The 14,033-nt window shown below is 65.2% G+C and carries 14 protein-coding genes and 1 other RNA gene; 6 read left to right on the top strand and 9 right to left on the bottom strand.

Annotated elements, in window-relative coordinates; all coding sequences use genetic code 11:
* Nucleotides 1-29: 29 nt before the first annotated feature.
* Both MRBLST15_RS05025 and MRBLST15_RS05020 read left to right on the top strand, forming a co-directional pair.
* Complete coding sequence (locus MRBLST15_RS05025) at nt 30-767, top strand: SDR family oxidoreductase (RefSeq protein ID WP_312705432.1); 738 nt, start codon at nt 30-32, stop codon at nt 765-767.
* Nucleotides 761-2,182 carry an efflux transporter outer membrane subunit gene (locus tag MRBLST15_RS05020; protein WP_312705433.1) on the top strand — a complete coding sequence of 474 codons (1,422 nt, stop codon included), beginning with the start codon at nt 761-763 and terminating at the stop codon, nt 2,180-2,182. The genes MRBLST15_RS05025 and MRBLST15_RS05020 overlap by 7 nt, the downstream gene beginning before the upstream one ends.
* Before the next feature lie 41 nt (nt 2,183-2,223).
* Here the strand turns inward: MRBLST15_RS05020 and MRBLST15_RS05015 are convergent, their stop codons facing one another.
* Nucleotides 2,224-2,601: a VOC family protein gene (locus MRBLST15_RS05015; protein ID WP_367785398.1), complete on the bottom strand. Its 378-nt coding sequence runs from the start codon at nt 2,599-2,601 to the stop codon at nt 2,224-2,226.
* Nucleotides 2,602-2,740: 139 nt separating this feature from the next.
* Here MRBLST15_RS05015 and MRBLST15_RS05010 point away from each other — a divergent pair, with 139 nt between their 5' ends.
* On the top strand, nt 2,741-3,004 hold the full coding sequence (locus tag MRBLST15_RS05010; protein WP_265952153.1) for a hypothetical protein: 264 nt from the start codon (nt 2,741-2,743) through the stop codon (nt 3,002-3,004).
* An 18-nt stretch (nt 3,005-3,022) separates the two neighbouring features.
* Here the strand turns inward: MRBLST15_RS05010 and MRBLST15_RS05005 are convergent, their stop codons facing one another.
* From MRBLST15_RS05005 to MRBLST15_RS04975, 7 genes are all read right to left on the bottom strand, one after another.
* Nucleotides 3,023-3,877, bottom strand: a complete 855-nt coding sequence (locus MRBLST15_RS05005; RefSeq protein WP_367785397.1) for an endonuclease/exonuclease/phosphatase family protein — start codon at nt 3,875-3,877, stop codon at nt 3,023-3,025.
* 145 nt (nt 3,878-4,022) lie between these two features.
* Nucleotides 4,023-4,262, bottom strand: a complete 240-nt coding sequence (locus MRBLST15_RS05000) for a hypothetical protein (protein ID WP_223880184.1) — start codon at nt 4,260-4,262, stop codon at nt 4,023-4,025.
* A gap of 88 nt (nt 4,263-4,350) precedes the next feature.
* Complete coding sequence (locus MRBLST15_RS04995) at nt 4,351-5,055, bottom strand: PA1136 family autoinducer-binding transcriptional regulator (RefSeq protein ID WP_367785396.1); 705 nt, start codon at nt 5,053-5,055, stop codon at nt 4,351-4,353.
* Between the two features lie 5 nt (nt 5,056-5,060).
* On the bottom strand, nt 5,061-5,933 hold the full coding sequence (gene hchA / locus MRBLST15_RS04990; RefSeq protein ID WP_265952159.1) for a glyoxalase III HchA: 873 nt from the start codon (nt 5,931-5,933) through the stop codon (nt 5,061-5,063).
* Between the two features lie 78 nt (nt 5,934-6,011).
* Nucleotides 6,012-6,992, bottom strand: a complete 981-nt coding sequence (locus tag MRBLST15_RS04985) for a hypothetical protein (RefSeq protein ID WP_367785395.1) — start codon at nt 6,990-6,992, stop codon at nt 6,012-6,014.
* Between the two features lie 65 nt (nt 6,993-7,057).
* Complete coding sequence (locus MRBLST15_RS04980) at nt 7,058-9,064, bottom strand: esterase/lipase family protein (protein ID WP_367785394.1); 2,007 nt, start codon at nt 9,062-9,064, stop codon at nt 7,058-7,060.
* A gap of 116 nt (nt 9,065-9,180) precedes the next feature.
* Nucleotides 9,181-9,648, bottom strand: a complete 468-nt coding sequence (locus MRBLST15_RS04975) for a hypothetical protein (RefSeq protein WP_367785393.1) — start codon at nt 9,646-9,648, stop codon at nt 9,181-9,183.
* Nucleotides 9,649-9,928: 280 nt separating this feature from the next.
* On the opposite strand from MRBLST15_RS04975, the gene MRBLST15_RS04970 reads away from it, so the two are divergent.
* A complete protein-coding gene (locus tag MRBLST15_RS04970; RefSeq protein WP_367785392.1) occupies nt 9,929-12,094 on the top strand; it encodes a hypothetical protein in 2,166 nt (721 codons plus the stop codon).
* Between the two features lie 198 nt (nt 12,095-12,292).
* On the opposite strand, the gene ssrA is transcribed toward MRBLST15_RS04970, so the two are convergent.
* Nucleotides 12,293-12,685, bottom strand: a transfer-messenger RNA (tmRNA) gene (gene ssrA / locus MRBLST15_RS04965).
* Between the two features lie 163 nt (nt 12,686-12,848).
* Between ssrA and MRBLST15_RS04960 the strand changes: the two genes are divergently transcribed.
* Nucleotides 12,849-13,280 carry a GNAT family N-acetyltransferase gene (locus MRBLST15_RS04960; RefSeq protein WP_367785391.1) on the top strand — a complete coding sequence of 144 codons (432 nt, stop codon included), beginning with the start codon at nt 12,849-12,851 and terminating at the stop codon, nt 13,278-13,280.
* A 141-nt stretch (nt 13,281-13,421) separates the two neighbouring features.
* A complete protein-coding gene (locus MRBLST15_RS04955) occupies nt 13,422-13,994 on the top strand; it encodes a hypothetical protein (protein WP_025878859.1) in 573 nt (190 codons plus the stop codon).
* Nucleotides 13,995-14,033: the final 39 nt, after the last annotated feature.

Genomic DNA, 14,033 nt, shown 5'->3' with positions numbered 1-14,033 from the left:
CCGCTTCCCCCTACCAAGGCAATGAATCCATGAACACCCATCAGAACAAGATCGCGCTGGTTACCGGCGCAACCCGCGGCATCGGCCTGGAAACCGTGCGCCAGCTGGCGCAGGCCGGCGTGCATACGCTGCTGGCCGGGCGCAAGCGCGAGACCGCCGTCGAACTGGCACTGAAGCTGCAGGCAGAAGGCCTGCCGGTGGAGGCACTGCAGCTGGACGTCAACGATGGCGCCAGCATCGCCGAGGCGGTCGAGCAGGTGCGCCAGCGCCATGGCCGTCTGGACATCCTGGTCAACAACGCCGGCATCATGATCGAGAACCCCGCACAGCTGCCGTCGGAACAGTCGCTGGACACCTGGCGTCGCACCTTCGACACCAACGTGTATGCGCTGGTGGCAGTGACCCAGGCCTTCCTGCCGCTGATCAAGCAGGCCAAGTCCGGTCGCATCGTCAATGTCTCCAGCATGCTCGGCTCGCAGACCCTGCATGCCGATCCGACCTCGGGCATCTACGACTTCAAGATCCCGGCCTACAACGCCTCCAAGGCCGCGGTGAACAGCTGGACCCTGTCCCTCGCCCATGAGCTGCGCAGTACGCCGATCAAGGTCAACACCGTGCACCCCGGTTACGTGAAAACCGATATGAACGGCGGCAACGGCGAAATCGAAATCGCCGAGGGCGCACGCTCCAGCGTGCAGATGTCGCTGATTGGCGAGTCCGGCGCCAGCGGCAGCTTCACCTACCTGGGCGAGGTGCTGCCATGGTGATCCGCACCCTGGCGATGGCCGTCTCCAGCCTGGTGCTGGCGGGCTGTGTCAGCGTCGGCCCCAATTACAAAGCACCGGTGCAGGAGTCCGTCGTCCTGCAGGGTGCGCAGCAGCCGGTGTTCAGCACCGCCTCGCCGGTCGCCAGCTGGTGGGCGCAGTTCGATGATCCGGTGCTTGAAGAACTGGTGCATGGCGCGCTGTCGGACAACCTGGACCTGCGCGTGGCCGTGGCCCGCGTCAGCCAGGCCCGTGCAGTGTTCGTCGAGAGCCGCTTCGACCAGGCGCCGCACGTTACCGCTGGCGGCAGCTACGATCGCCGCAAGCAACCCGATCCGCAGCTGGGTGGGCAGCGGGTGTTCAGTGAAAGCTACCAGCTCGGCTTCGATGCGGGCTGGGAGCTGGATCTGTTCGGCCGCAAGCGCCGTGCTGCAGAGGCCGCGCGTGCCGACCTGGACGCCGAGCAGGCCAACCTCGCCGACGCGCAGGTGCTGATCGCGGCCGAAGTGGCACGCAACTACTTCGAGTTGCGTGGCACCCAGAAGCGCATCGCGGTGGCCCAGCGCACCCTGGTCAACCTGCGTGATACGCAGCGGCTGACCGAGGCACGCTGGGAGCTGGGTGCCGGCAGCGAGCTGGACGTGCAGAGCAGCCGCGCACGGTTGAAGGCCATCGAGGCCGATATCCCGCTGCTGGAAGTGGCCGAGACGCAGTCGCGCAACCGGCTGGCCGTCCTGCTTGGCCAGCGTCCGGAAGTGTTGACCGCCATGCTGGCACCGCACGAAGTGCCGGCGTTTGCCAAGGCCTTGCCGCTGGGCGATACCCGCGAACTGCTGCGTCAGCGTGCTGACGTGCGGGTCGCCGAACGCCGCCTGGCTGCCGCCACCGCGCGTGTCGGCGTGGCCACCGCCGATCTGTTCCCGCGGCTGTCGCTGTCTGGTTTCGTCGGCTTCCTCGGTGGCGATGCCAGTGGCCTGGTCAACGGCAACAACAAGGCCTGGTCGCTGACCCCGTCGCTGAGCTGGGCGGCATTCGATTTCGGCACGGTCAAGGCACGCCTGCGTGCGAGCAAGGCCGAGGCCGAGGGCGTGGCCGCACAGTACGAGCAGGCGGTGCTGCTGGCGCTGGAAGACACCGAGAACGCGTTGACCCGCTACTCCAAGCAGCAGGCACGGCTGGCCATCGTGGTCGAGCAGGCGCAGGCAGCACGACGGGCCGAATCGCTGGCGCAGATCCGCTACCGCGAGGGTTCGGAAGACTTCCTGACCCTGCTCGACGCGCAGCGCACGCAGTTGGTGGCCGATGATGCACTGGCGGCCGCCGAATCGGAGGTCAACGTCAGCGTGGTGGGCGTGTACAAGGCACTGGGTGGCTGGGGCCAGTCACCGCAGGCGCCGAGCGTAGCCCAGGCGCGCTGATCGGCAGGGGACGGGAGCATCAGCTTCCGTCCCTTTTTTCGTTACGGCCAGAGGTTGGCCGGGGCATCGGGGCCGCGCATGCGCACGATGCAGAAACGATGACCGGTGGGCGCTTCCATCACCCACCAGCGTTTGACGAAACCGACCCGGCGCGCACCGAGCCTTTCCAGCCGTTCGGCTTCGGCGTCGATGTCGTCACTTTCGATATCCAGGTGCACCCGCGACGGGTGATCGACCCGCTGCACCTCCACGTTCAAGCCGGCCGGCGCACCTGTCAGGTCGGCGTACTCTGCGTCGCCTTCGCCACGGGCCGGCTCGGCCTGCAGGCCCAACGCTGCGGCCCAGAAGCGGGCGCTGTCCGCAGCAGGTGTGTCCTGGCAATCGATGATGAAACCGGCCAGTCGGCTGCGATGGGTCATGTGCCGTCTCCGCTCAATGAGGGTGCTGGCAGGGTAGCGCGTGTGCCGCCGGGCGCGTTCTCGCCGCCATGACGTTTCTGACTCTGCCGGAAGTGCCGCCCACCGTGTAACTAGTGGGGGGAACACGGGAGGACAGGACATGAGCGAACAGAAGCAATCGACCCAACGGACGCTGCTCGGCGATCCCGGCCTGCCGGGGGCCGGGCTGTCGGTCGCCGTGGTGGTGCTGCTGGTGCTGGCAGCGATGGCCGCGGTGATCGGTTTCCTGCGCCTGCCCGATTCCATGCTGGGGGTTGGCCTTGTCGGCATTGCGGTGTTCCTGGCCGTCGGCGCACGCATCTGCCAGGCGCGCGACCAGCACCAGGCGCTGTACCGCCTGCTGGGCAAGCGACCCCCGCCGTAGCGAGGGTCGCCGCAGTGCTCAGGGCTTCGGCCAGTCCAGCTCAACGACCAGCGGGAAGTGATCGGAGGGCAGCACGCCGTCGATGCGGCGGTCATCGGTGCGGAAGCTGCGCGCGTGGAAGCCACGTACCAGCACCCAGTCCAGTTCGGCGGTCGCCGTTCCCGTGAAGTTGTGGAAGGTCAGGCGCGGCCCCTGCGGTGTCTTGACCTGTGTGCGCGTGTCCTGCAGCACCCGGGTGAAGGCCTGATAGGTGCCGCCGCCGGGTTCGCTGTTGAAATCACCGGTCAGCACGACGGGCAGATCGGAAGGCAGGGCGGCCACGCGCTTGGCGATCAGTTCGGCACCCTTGATCCGCCGCGGTTCGTCCTCGTCGCGGTAGGGCAGGTGGGTGTTCATGAAGTAGAAGCGACGGCCATCATCCAGGCGACGGAACACGGCCCAGGTGACCATGCGCGGGAACAGGTTGCCCCAGCTGATGCTGCCTGCGACCTCGGGTGTATCGGACAGCCAGAAGTTGCCGGATTCCTCCACCGCCAGCACCTTGCTGTCGTAGAACACGCCCATGTGCTCGTCGCCGCTGCCACCGCGGCGACCTTCGCCGAACCAGCGATAGTCGGGCAGGTGCTCGGCCAGGTAGTTGGCCTGCTCCAGCACCAGTTCCTGGGTGCCGATCACCGCCGGGTGCGCCTGCTGGATCACCGTGACCATGGCCTCGCGGCGATCTTGCCAGCGCTTGCCAGGGTCGGTGTCAGCGGGAGTGCGTACGTTGAAGGACATCACCTTCAACGGCGCGGGCGTGCTCGCCCAGGTGGCGGCGGGCAGAGCAAGGACCAGCAGTGCGCAGAGCGCGGATCTGCGGAAACGTGACAGCATCGTGGAATCCCTCCATTCCGTGAAAACGATTTCACGGAGGATGCCACGGAAAGGGAGGGTGGAGGTATGCCGGAGCGGGCGATTTCCGTGCGCCCGCCCGGGCGTGACCGTCGGCTGCAGCAACGTTGCCGATAGGGTTCGTTGCTCAGATCAGGTAGGGATTGCCGTACTCGTCGATCCAGTATTCAGAAACGAAGACGCTGCCCGTTTCGTCGACGAAGGTCACCGTGCAGTGCTGGTGGATGCGGTAGCGCTCCACTTCCACCGGTACGCATTCGGTGGTGCTGCCGGGTGGCGATGGCACACCGGCGACGGCACTTCCTGCCGATGCCATGCTGCCAATCGCCAGCATCAATGCGGCCATCGAGGCCAGTTGCAGTTTCATAAGCATCATCCTTGCTTTCTGCAATCGCGCACATGCGCTTGGCTTGTGTAGCATGCGACGGCGGTCCACGGAAGTGTCACGCCTGCACTCAGTCCCCGATCTCACCGCGCCGGCTGGCCGCGCGCACTGCCTGCGCAGTGGTCGCCACGCCCAGCCGCTGGCGTGCTCTGCGCAGGTGGTTTTCCACGGTGCGCGCGGACAGCCCAAGCGTGGCAGCGATGTCTGCCTGGCGACGACCGGCGGCAACCCAACGCAGTACCTCACGCTCGCGCGCGCTGAGTGTGCCGGTAGGCACAACCGCCGGGGCGACAGACAGCCGATGCGCCGCACGGAAGGCGGCGGTGCCGATCAGCTCCAGCAGCAACCGTGCTGATGGAGATGCGTCGATCGTGCGCCCGCCCCAGCTGACCGCGCCTTCCAACCCGGTTGCACCGAACACTGGCACCTGCAGGCCGTGCAGTCCTTCGCCGCGCGGTTGCCGCACGACTTGGTAGCGCTCGCCGCGCATGCCCTGCTGCTTGCTCCAGAAGAAGGGCGCATCGCTGTCCAGCACATGGCGATTGACCGGGCACGCATGCAGGTAATGCGCCATGTCAGTGTTGGCGCCCTCACCGAACCAATCGCCATCGATCCAGTACAGGCGCTGCGCGCCGCGTTCCAGATCGGTGCCGGTGGCGAACATCAGCGTGCGGTCATAGCCCAGCGGCGCGCCGGTGCTGCGCAGCAACGCGCCGACCGCCGCCAGCGAACGCGCGCGCTCCAGCACCAGCAATGACGGCACCACGCTGTCCATGTCGATCAGCGCGTGGCCAGCGCATCCAGCAGGGTGCGCGCGGCCAGCTTGCCCAGCGCATTGCCCGCCAACGGGCTGTCTCCGGTCAGCAGCAGGCGGTCCTGCATCACGCTGCCGTCGATGCCCTCGTTGACGATCTGCACGCCCTGCTGGGCCAGACGCTCACCGAAGAACCAGGGCAGTTGACCGGGCATGTAGCCGATATCCGGTGTCTGTCGGTCCATCGCATCGGGGAAGGCGCAGATCCGATGGCCACGGAACAATGAACCACCATCGGTTTCATCCACACCGGCCGCCAGCAGCGCGGCAGGGCCGTGGCAGAGGGTGATGATGTGGCGCTGATGGTCCATCGCCCACTGCAGGGTGGCCTTCACTGCGCGACTTTCCGGCAGGCCGATCAACGCACCGTGCCCCCCGGGAATGAACACTGCGGCATAGTCCGAACCGGCGTCGAGCGCGGCCGCTACGTCGTCCAGCTGCAGAGGCTGGCGGAAGCGGGACTCGTAGCGCTCATACAGTCCGCCGATCTCGCGGTCCTCGCGTGGGAACGCCCACCACTCGAACTTGACCGGGTTGCCCGACAGCGTGGCCACGTCGATCCCGAAACCGGCCTTGTCCAGGTGATACATCGGCAGCAGCGTCTCCACCGGATGGTTGCCGGTCGAGAACAGATGGCCGTTGGCGGTCGGCAGATAACGTTCGTCGGCGGCGATCATCAGCACTTTCCAGCGTCCGTCACGACGGGCATCGGGATAGTCCGCGCCTGAAAGGTCGGTGGTTGCCGAAGTGAACTGGGACAGCGAGTACGGCGACGGGAAGAACGCATCGCGCTCGGCCGGATCGGGGCTGGGCTGGCGGCTGGGCTCTGAGGTGTTCATGTGGATCTCCTGCGGAAGAGAGTGGCCAGCTTAGCCAGAGCGATGCGTACGCACGATGAGGGATTTCCCCCAACGCGATCAGGCAGGGTGCGCTTGCTGAACCCGCTGATAGGCGTCGTCCAGCAGTGCCAGGAAGGCCTGTCGCTGTGCGGCATCAAGCACCACCGCGCGCTCGAATGCACCCACGCTCGCACTCCAGTCCACCAGTGTGTCGTCGTTGTAGAGGGCCTGATGCCGTTCCCATGCCCCGCCTGCCTTCAGGTACAGCCACTTGTCGAACAGGTGCAGCGAGCTGCCGTTGTCCAGTTGCAGGGGGCGGGTGGTCCTGGTGTGGGCCAGCAGGCTGCGCAGCGCAGGTGAATCGTGAAGCTGCCCTGCCCAGACGTGGTTGCCGAGATGTTGATCGGCAAAGCGCAGGATCGCCTGGTGATCGTCCTCCAGCCCGGCCTCGTAGAGTGCCTGCGCCACCCGCAGGTGTCGGCGATCGAACAACCACTTCAGTACCAGCGTTGCCGCCTGCGGGGTGGTGTTGTGTTCATTGCCAGGGTCGAAATCATGATGGCCGATGAACTCGCGGTCCTCGCGCAGATTGAGCTGGATGGTGTCCACGCGCTGCCTGCGCTTGCAGAACCAGAGCTTGATTTCCACGTCCCCGGTCAGCGGCTTTTCAAAGTAGACCGTATCGCCGAATTCTTCCATCAGGCCGTTGAAATACGCCAGGCAGTCCTGGAGTGTGGCTGCAGGCTGCACGTATCCGTCCCAGAAGCCTTCGGGCTTTGGCGGATTGCCCTTGGGCCGGCGACTGAACAGGGTGGCGGACTTGAAGTGGCTCAGCAGGCTGCCACGCGCCGCGCTGGTGGGCGGATAGAAGCGATCATTGATGATGTCGAAGGCAAAGTAGAACTCCATGTCGTGGAGCTTGTCCTTGACTGATTTCTGCCCCTGGTTCGCGCTGATCGTGGCCGGCGGCTTGCCGATGCCGTGCTGTGCGAACCATGCCTGCAGATGAGCATCCGAGCCTTTGCTGCCGAGCAGCTCGACCAGTGTTGAGATGTGCATTCCATTGCCTCGTTGTCGGTGGCCCGGCCGGAAAAGCGCGGGCCACGGTTGCTGGATTTCGTGTGCTACTTCGCCGGCAGGGGGTGAGCTTCCATGTCCTCATGCAGGATGCGGCGAAGTTCGACGATGGCCGGCGTAGCTTCCTGCACGCTGTGACCGGACACAATCACCTTTTCCGAAACGGCATGTGGCAGGTGCGAACTCCAGTACGGCACCAGTCCATCGTCGGTCTTTTCCAGCGGACCTTCGGCCTGGGTCCGCGCGATGATCGAGTGGTAACGCACCTTCGGCGATATCGGCAGATCGGCCACTGCCTTGACGAAGGCATCGTCCTTGTCCAGGTTCTGGATGCTGTTCATCTGGTAGCCGTGCTTGTCATCGTTGCGCTCGACCTTGCCGTCGTTTGCCAACGTTGCGACATCCTCCAGCACGGTCAGCGGCAGGCGTACGAAGCGGCCCAGCCAGCGGCCCAGGCGCGTGCCGGCGACATCGGTGCCGCGATGCGGGGTGGCGATGAACACCACCCGCGAGATTTCCGGTTCCGGCTGGAATGTCAGCACCGGTGCGCCTTTCGTACGCAGCAGTTCGCGCTGCGCCGGAGTCATCTGCGCGGTCGCCAGCAGGGTATCGACCAGATGGTCGCCGGAGGAGGACACCATCAGCCGCGAAATCACGCCGCCCATGCTGTGGGCGACCACCACCATGTCATGCGAGGCGAGCGCCTGGCCGCTCGGGTCGAAGTGCTGCAGCGTGTCGTGCAGGATCCGCCGGATCTCATCGTGGCTGAGCGCGATCGGCATGTTGGTCGGGTAGTAGAACTGCCAGATCTGGAAATCGCCGCGGATCTCATCGTCGCGCATCAGTTCGTTGGCCACGTTCACCCACGCTTCCGGGCTGCTGGCCAGGCCATGGATCATCAGCAGCACGCGGCGGTTCGGATCGTAGGGCTGCATCATGAACAGGTGCGGTTTTTCGATGCCCCCCTTGCCACCGAACAATGTACGCAGCGATTGCCGGCTGAAGTTGGAGCGGGCCAGCCACAGCGCGTAGCCGGCGGTGAAGTTCGCCGCCAGCGGCACCTGCTCGCCATGCAGTTCCACCACCGCCACCTGGTAGGGGTCGTGGATCTCCAGTTCCGGCTCGTCGTCGTGCAGCACTTCCCACAGGTTCTTGCCCGAGAAGCGCAGCAACACAGTCATCGACGGCGACGGCATCTCGCTCCAGTCGCGCTCGGCCGCCGGTGCGGTGCCTGCAGCGGCCGCCGCCAGCCCGGTGCTGGCCGGGTCGGCCATCACCGCCACCAGTTCGGCACCGAAGCCATCGCGACGATGCACGCTGCGCAGGGTGCCGGTGAAGGACATCGATGCCGCCGGTACCAGTTCGATCGGTTCGCGCGTATCCGCCGCCGCGCCATCGTCGGCAGGCGCCAGCACGAAGGTCCAGCGGCCCAGCTGGAATCGCCCGTTGTCGTTGCGCACCTGCTTGCTCGAATAGGCTTCGAACAGCAGCACGGCCGATTCCTGCACGGCCAGGTTGTAGTAGTCGCGAACCTGGGTCTGGCGGTCTTCGAAGCCACGCTGGTTGGCGGTGCGTTCGGTGAAGAACAGATACGCATAGGACTGCCGTGCGATCTGCATCCACGCATCCAGGCGCGGTTGGAAGGTCGGGTCGGGCAGAGCGGCCGCGGCCTTGCTGCGCGCCACCGACGCTGACTCGCGCTTCGGCGCCGGCATCGTCATCGCGTACTGCACCCACAGCTCGGCCAGCGACGAGCGCTTGTCTTCCTCGCGGACGACGATGCTGGCCTCCATCGCTTCGATGCACGGCAGGCCCGGTTTGGCGCAGGCACCTTCGTCCAGGCCAGCCACGCGTAGGGTCTCCATCGTGGCCGCGCTGAGCTTGCCGCTGGTGAGGATGTCACCGCGCTTGAGCGCGATGTACTGGCCCGGGGTGACCGTGCCCACCTGCACCGATGGGCCGAACTGGCGCAGCGTCGCGCACCCGCTGAGGGTCAGCAGGGCAATGAGGACGACGGTGGTGTGGCCGATGAAGCCGATGCCTGTTCTTGCCATGTGGACTCCCTGCGCTGGCGCCACTCTAGCGGCAGGCGTGTCAACGCGGAAGCAGGGCGCAGGTAGCACCGGGCGGGGACCGGCGGGCACCGTCTGTCAGCTGGTCTCCCTGCAGATCACCCCTCGATCAGGCAGGTGACCGCAGCCGAATAACCTTCGTAGTCGTCACCGGCCCCCACATGCAGCGTGTGCCTGGCATCAACCTTCCTGAGGTAGGAGGGCGCTTCGGTCTCGGCTTCCTCGTTGACCGTCGTCACTCCCCAGGATCGGGCCAAACGCTGGTGATCGACACCCTTCAGGTACACATGCAGGCTCTTGTAGGGCTTGGAAATGCTCACGTCCGCGCTGGCCACGGTTCCACCGAACAGCGCCACCGGCTTGTCCTTCGGCTCGAACACGCTCCCGGGATCGCGGGTCAGGCCGGCGGCATGGAATGCCTGCTCCACCTGCGCTTCGGTGAAATCTGAGCCCGCCTTGCAGGCCAGCAGCGCTTCCAGTGCAGCGGTGCTGGAAGCAGGAGGTGCGCCAGCAGCGGCGGTCGATACGGCCAGGCCCAGCAGCAGGGCGATAAGTGGCGTGTTCATGGCAGATCCTTCTGGATGTCGTGGACGATCGGAGACATGGCCCTAGTGTGGGGTGGGGCGGGGTGCCGGCCAAGAGCGTGGTGATCTGCAGCAATCCTGGCCGATGAGCGCGCGAGCAGGAGTTTCGCTTCCCATTTGAGATGCTTCCGTTGGTCGAGATCTCCAGCAGACCGCTTGATCCCGCACTGATCGGCTGCCCATGCACGCATGCGTCGCGAGGATGACGGGCGCAGCACCAGACAGTAATCTGCGCCATCCCATGCAACCATCGAGCGGAACCATGAAATCACCCGTCGCCAGACTTGCACTCGTGAGTGCGATGGTACTGGTCTTCATTGCGGTCCCGATCTGGTCCCTGGTGGGGCCGGGTGTATGGGGATGGCATGTAAGGCAGCCGGCGGCATGGCAGGGGGGCCTGGAATCGTCAGTTCTGTTTCTGGCGCTGTATGGTGCGCTGAAACTGCTGCGAGGTCCGGCCCTGTGGGTGAGTGTTGCAGCAGTTTCCGTGCTGTATGCCCGGCATCATGGTGTGGATGTGGCGATGCTGGCCAGCTATCTCTATCTGGAAGGCATATTCGCCCTGGGCGGATGCCTGGTTGCCTTGGCCGGTGGTGTCTCCCGACGTGATCCGGGCCAGCAGGTCATTGTGGGCTTGGCAGGCATTGTGTCCTGCTCGCTTCTGCTTTGGACGGCTTCGCTGTTCGGCCTGGGCAGCATGCAGGCGCTTGCCTGGCTCGCTGCAGTGGTACTGGGAGGTATGCTCGTTCTGCGGCGTGGACCGTGGCTTGGCGGGATGTTGCTGTCCAGCGTGCGACGAGGCGGTGCGCGCACTCCTGCGGTCACCGCCTTGATCGCGGCCCTGACCTTCGTGCTGTTTGCAAAAGCATCGGTTTCATCGGATTTTGATTCCAACTGGTACGGCCTGTCGGCTGACCGTGCTTTGATCGCCAGCGGCAACATCTTCTACAGTGAAGGCCTTGTCGCGCCGGTTCATTACTATCCAAAGCTGATCGAGCTGCTCCAGGTGCCTCTGGCGGCAATCGGGAGCATTCCGGCCATCATCGGCGTGAGCATCGGCTGCTGGCTGGCCACCCTCGCCGTTGCTTCACAGATCCTGCGCGAGTTGCGTGTGGGACGTTCATTGCGGCCCTATGTCATCGCGCTGCTTGCAACGCTGCCCGCGTTCGCCAACATTTCAATCACCGCCAAGGGAGACGCTCTGGCAGCGTTGCTGCTTGCCATTTCGCTGCTGGCAGTGCTTCGGCTTGGCAACAGAGGAGGGGCAGGGTGGTTCTGGATCGCGGTGGCTGCGGCCCTGTTGGCCAGCCAGGCCCGGCTGTCCAACATTCCCTACACGATGGCCGTCGGCGTGCTGGCGATCACCGCCCTTGTTCGATGGTGCCGCCAGCGGCATCGCTGCGGGCAGCCGGATGCCATGGTCGCCAGTGGCGTGTTCTTTGCGGTGATTCTGTTGGTTGGGCTCATCACTGCGCGAACCTGGTGGTTGGCCGGCGTGCCCATTGTGGCCCCCAACGCAGCCCTGGACCTCTTCGCGGCATGGGGCTTGCCGTTGCGCTCACCGGTCGGTCACCTGCCGACCAGTGACCTGCTTGTCTATCTCCCGCCGGGAAAGGCGCTGCTGGCGTATCTGTTCGATCCACGCCAGTACCCTCTGCTGCAGATTCTGTGGACAGGCAACGCGTGGCTCGGTCTGCCTCTGGCAGCCCTGGTCCTGGGTTGCAGAAGACCCATCGCGTGGAGGCGCGCGCTACCCGTGCTTTTCATGGGCTTGCTGTTCTTCCCGATGCTGTTGGGCAATCGCTACATCGAAGCATCCGGCGCGGACGGAAACTATTTCATCACGCCTGTGCTGAGCCTGTTGATGTTTGCAGGATTCCTTGTCCAGCAGTCGCTGTGGAAGTGGCAGTCGTTTCCTGGCGTGGGTCGGGTAATGCGTGGCTTGATCTTCTCCATCGCGGTGGCGTCGGCCTTGATGTGTCTGGTGACGGGTGCTTGGGGACCCGGCACCCGCGCGTTCGATACCCGTCTTGACCGTCCCATGTTCGATACCGCCTCGCGACGCGCTGTTGCCTGGCAGGACATCGGCCTGGAAAAGACGGCGCAGCGCCTTGCGCAGGAGGCTCCGCGTACGCGGGTCGTGGGTGATGTCGGCGGCGAAGGTTTCTGGCTGCCGATCCGATATGAGCCGATCGATATCATTGCCCTGACGCGCCCGGGACTGGTGGATAGCCCTGAACACACGCTGGCCTTCCTCGAACGCATCGGTACTGAATACCTCATCGTCCGCTCACCCGGCGCTGAGGGCGGCCAGGAGAGGGACCATATCCTGCGTACTGCAGTTGCAACCCTCCGTGCGGATGGGCGAGCAACCCGCCTCATGCAAGAGGGCGCGTACGAGCTCTGGCAGATACGCCCGGCGCGTTGAGCGGCAACTGACGAAAGCAGCGGGATGGGTGCGGCAGGCGTCTGCTTGGCCGCACCGGGACCAGGGCTTGAGGGCAATGCGGCCCCGGCGGCAACGCGCCTGCGTAGTGGAGGGGCGTACGGTGATCGCCGACAACAAAAAAGCCAGACCCCAATCGACGGGAGATCTGGCTTTTCGTGCCCCAAAGGGCGGTACAAATGGTGGAGGTGGGCGGAATTGAACCGCCGTCCGAAGGCACTCCATCCCCAGCACTACATGCTTAGCTCACCGTTGAATCTCATCCCCGAGCAGCACGGTGTGCAAAGCGCACCCGGGAACCAGCCTGTTGTGTTCTTGTGCCGGACTGACAGGCAGCCGCCCAGCGCGATTCCATGATAATGACTCTACGCTGCGAGCATGGACACAAGCAGTTTCGAGGCTCCGCCTAAGTCGGCAGAAGGTCACGCACCGCAGTTTTTAGGCTGCGAGGGCGACCGGAGCGTAGTTGTCGTCGTTGGCAACTAGAGTTTTGCAGCTGGATTTACGAGGAAAGCTACCCCCTCGGCATGCGCCAGGCGACTTCACAACCCCCGTCGAAACCAATGCACCCCCGGTTTCTTCAAGTCCTGCAAGGTACAAGGCCTGTTTCGTGTTGCCACGGTCAGTACCCGCCTAACGCTGCACATGCTACGCCAAAAAGCCTGAACAGTCACCCGGCCCCTTGGGTCGCTTGCTAGCATCGACGGTTCGTACAGTCGCCCAAGGAAAGGACAGGATGAAGCTCGAAATCGCCGTGACCGACGCGCCCGGCACCCAAGCACTGGAGCTGATCGCCGATGGCCTGGATCAGTTCAATCTGGAGGCCGCCGGCCATGCCGATCAACGCACCTTGGCTGTGCTGGCCACCGATCCGGCCAGCGGTGAAGTTGTGGGTGGCCTGAGCGGGCGCACCTCGCTGGGCCTGTTGTTCATCGACCTGTTCTACCTGCCGGCCGCACAGCGCGGCAATGGCCTGGGGTCGCAGATGCTTGCCGCCGCCGAAGAGGAGGCGCGCAGGCGCGGTTGCCGTTCCGCCGTGCTCTACACCATCAGCTTCCAGGCGCCAGACTTCTATGTGAAGCATGGCTGGACTGTGTTCGGCCAGGTGCCGTGCGATCCGCCGGGCACCAGCCGGGTCTTCCTCAGCAAGGACCTGTCTGTCGCTTGAGCGGCAGACGCACGGTATCCGTCACGTCAATCCTCAACATGTTGTAGAGCCTCCGTCATAGCGGATTGCTAACGTCGCTGGCACGAATTTGCGACACACTGGCCACGACCATTCCAGCCAGCACAGACACGGAGACGGCCGGTGACCGAAGCAATGCAACAGCGCAGCCTGCGTCAGCTGGTTGGCCCGGTAGGCGCCGATTACCAGCGGCGGGCGCTGCCGCCCGGCTGGGTCTGGGCGGTGCTGGCGGTGTTGCTGGCTGCAACGTGGGCAACCGAGCTGCCGGCAACGGCTGCAGCCGCGCTGATCGCCAGTGCGGTGGTGGTGCACTGGCCTCGGCGTGGCCGCTTCCATTGGCTCGGCTGGCGGCTGCCGGCGCTGGCGGTGCTGGCCGCGCTGTTGTGGGGCCCGGATGTGCTGTCACAGTGGTTCGAGCACGGCCTGGCCCTGACCCTGATGTCGCTGGCCAGCCTCAGCATCGGCGTGCACGTGTGGCAGTCGCGGCAGTTGGCCCGGCAGCTGCAGGCCTCCGCCGATGCGCTGGATGATGCCCAGTTGCTGGCCTTGTTACCCGTCGACGCTGCCCGGTTGGCACAACAGTGGCGGGCCGGCGATGATCGCCATGCCCCGGAGCTGTCGGTGGTGATGCACCTGGCGGTGATGCACGCGGCGCTGTCCCCGCGCCTGCGCGGGCAGGGCATGCTGGCGGGTTGATCAGCGTCTTGTAGAGCCGAGCCTGCGCTCGGCTGCTTC

Origin of the sequence: Stenotrophomonas sp. LST15-1-1.1, from assembly GCF_040815575.1 — a bacterium.
Taxonomy (GTDB): domain Bacteria; phylum Pseudomonadota; class Gammaproteobacteria; order Xanthomonadales; family Xanthomonadaceae; genus Stenotrophomonas; species Stenotrophomonas lactitubi_B.
Note: the sequence above shows the minus strand (reverse complement) of the source record. Positions and strands in the feature narration are given on the sequence as shown.

Coding starts and splice junctions, on each gene's coding strand:
- MRBLST15_RS05025 (WP_312705432.1), top strand. CDS start 30: ATGAACACCCATCAGAACAAGATCGCGCTGGTTACCGGCGCAACCCGC.
- MRBLST15_RS05005 (WP_367785397.1), bottom strand. CDS start 3,877: ATGCTGTCACGTTTCCGCAGATCCGCGCTCTGCGCACTGCTGGTCCTT.
- MRBLST15_RS05015 (WP_367785398.1), bottom strand. CDS start 2,601: ATGACCCATCGCAGCCGACTGGCCGGTTTCATCATCGATTGCCAGGAC.
- hchA (WP_265952159.1), bottom strand. CDS start 5,933: ATGAACACCTCAGAGCCCAGCCGCCAGCCCAGCCCCGATCCGGCCGAG.
- MRBLST15_RS05020 (WP_312705433.1), top strand. CDS start 761: ATGGTGATCCGCACCCTGGCGATGGCCGTCTCCAGCCTGGTGCTGGCG.
- MRBLST15_RS04980 (WP_367785394.1), bottom strand. CDS start 9,064: ATGGCAAGAACAGGCATCGGCTTCATCGGCCACACCACCGTCGTCCTC.
- MRBLST15_RS04985 (WP_367785395.1), bottom strand. CDS start 6,992: ATGCACATCTCAACACTGGTCGAGCTGCTCGGCAGCAAAGGCTCGGAT.
- MRBLST15_RS05010 (WP_265952153.1), top strand. CDS start 2,741: ATGAGCGAACAGAAGCAATCGACCCAACGGACGCTGCTCGGCGATCCC.
- MRBLST15_RS04960 (WP_367785391.1), top strand. CDS start 12,849: ATGAAGCTCGAAATCGCCGTGACCGACGCGCCCGGCACCCAAGCACTG.
- MRBLST15_RS04975 (WP_367785393.1), bottom strand. CDS start 9,648: ATGAACACGCCACTTATCGCCCTGCTGCTGGGCCTGGCCGTATCGACC.
- MRBLST15_RS05000 (WP_223880184.1), bottom strand. CDS start 4,262: ATGAAACTGCAACTGGCCTCGATGGCCGCATTGATGCTGGCGATTGGC.
- MRBLST15_RS04995 (WP_367785396.1), bottom strand. CDS start 5,055: ATGGACAGCGTGGTGCCGTCATTGCTGGTGCTGGAGCGCGCGCGTTCG.
- MRBLST15_RS04970 (WP_367785392.1), top strand. CDS start 9,929: ATGAAATCACCCGTCGCCAGACTTGCACTCGTGAGTGCGATGGTACTG.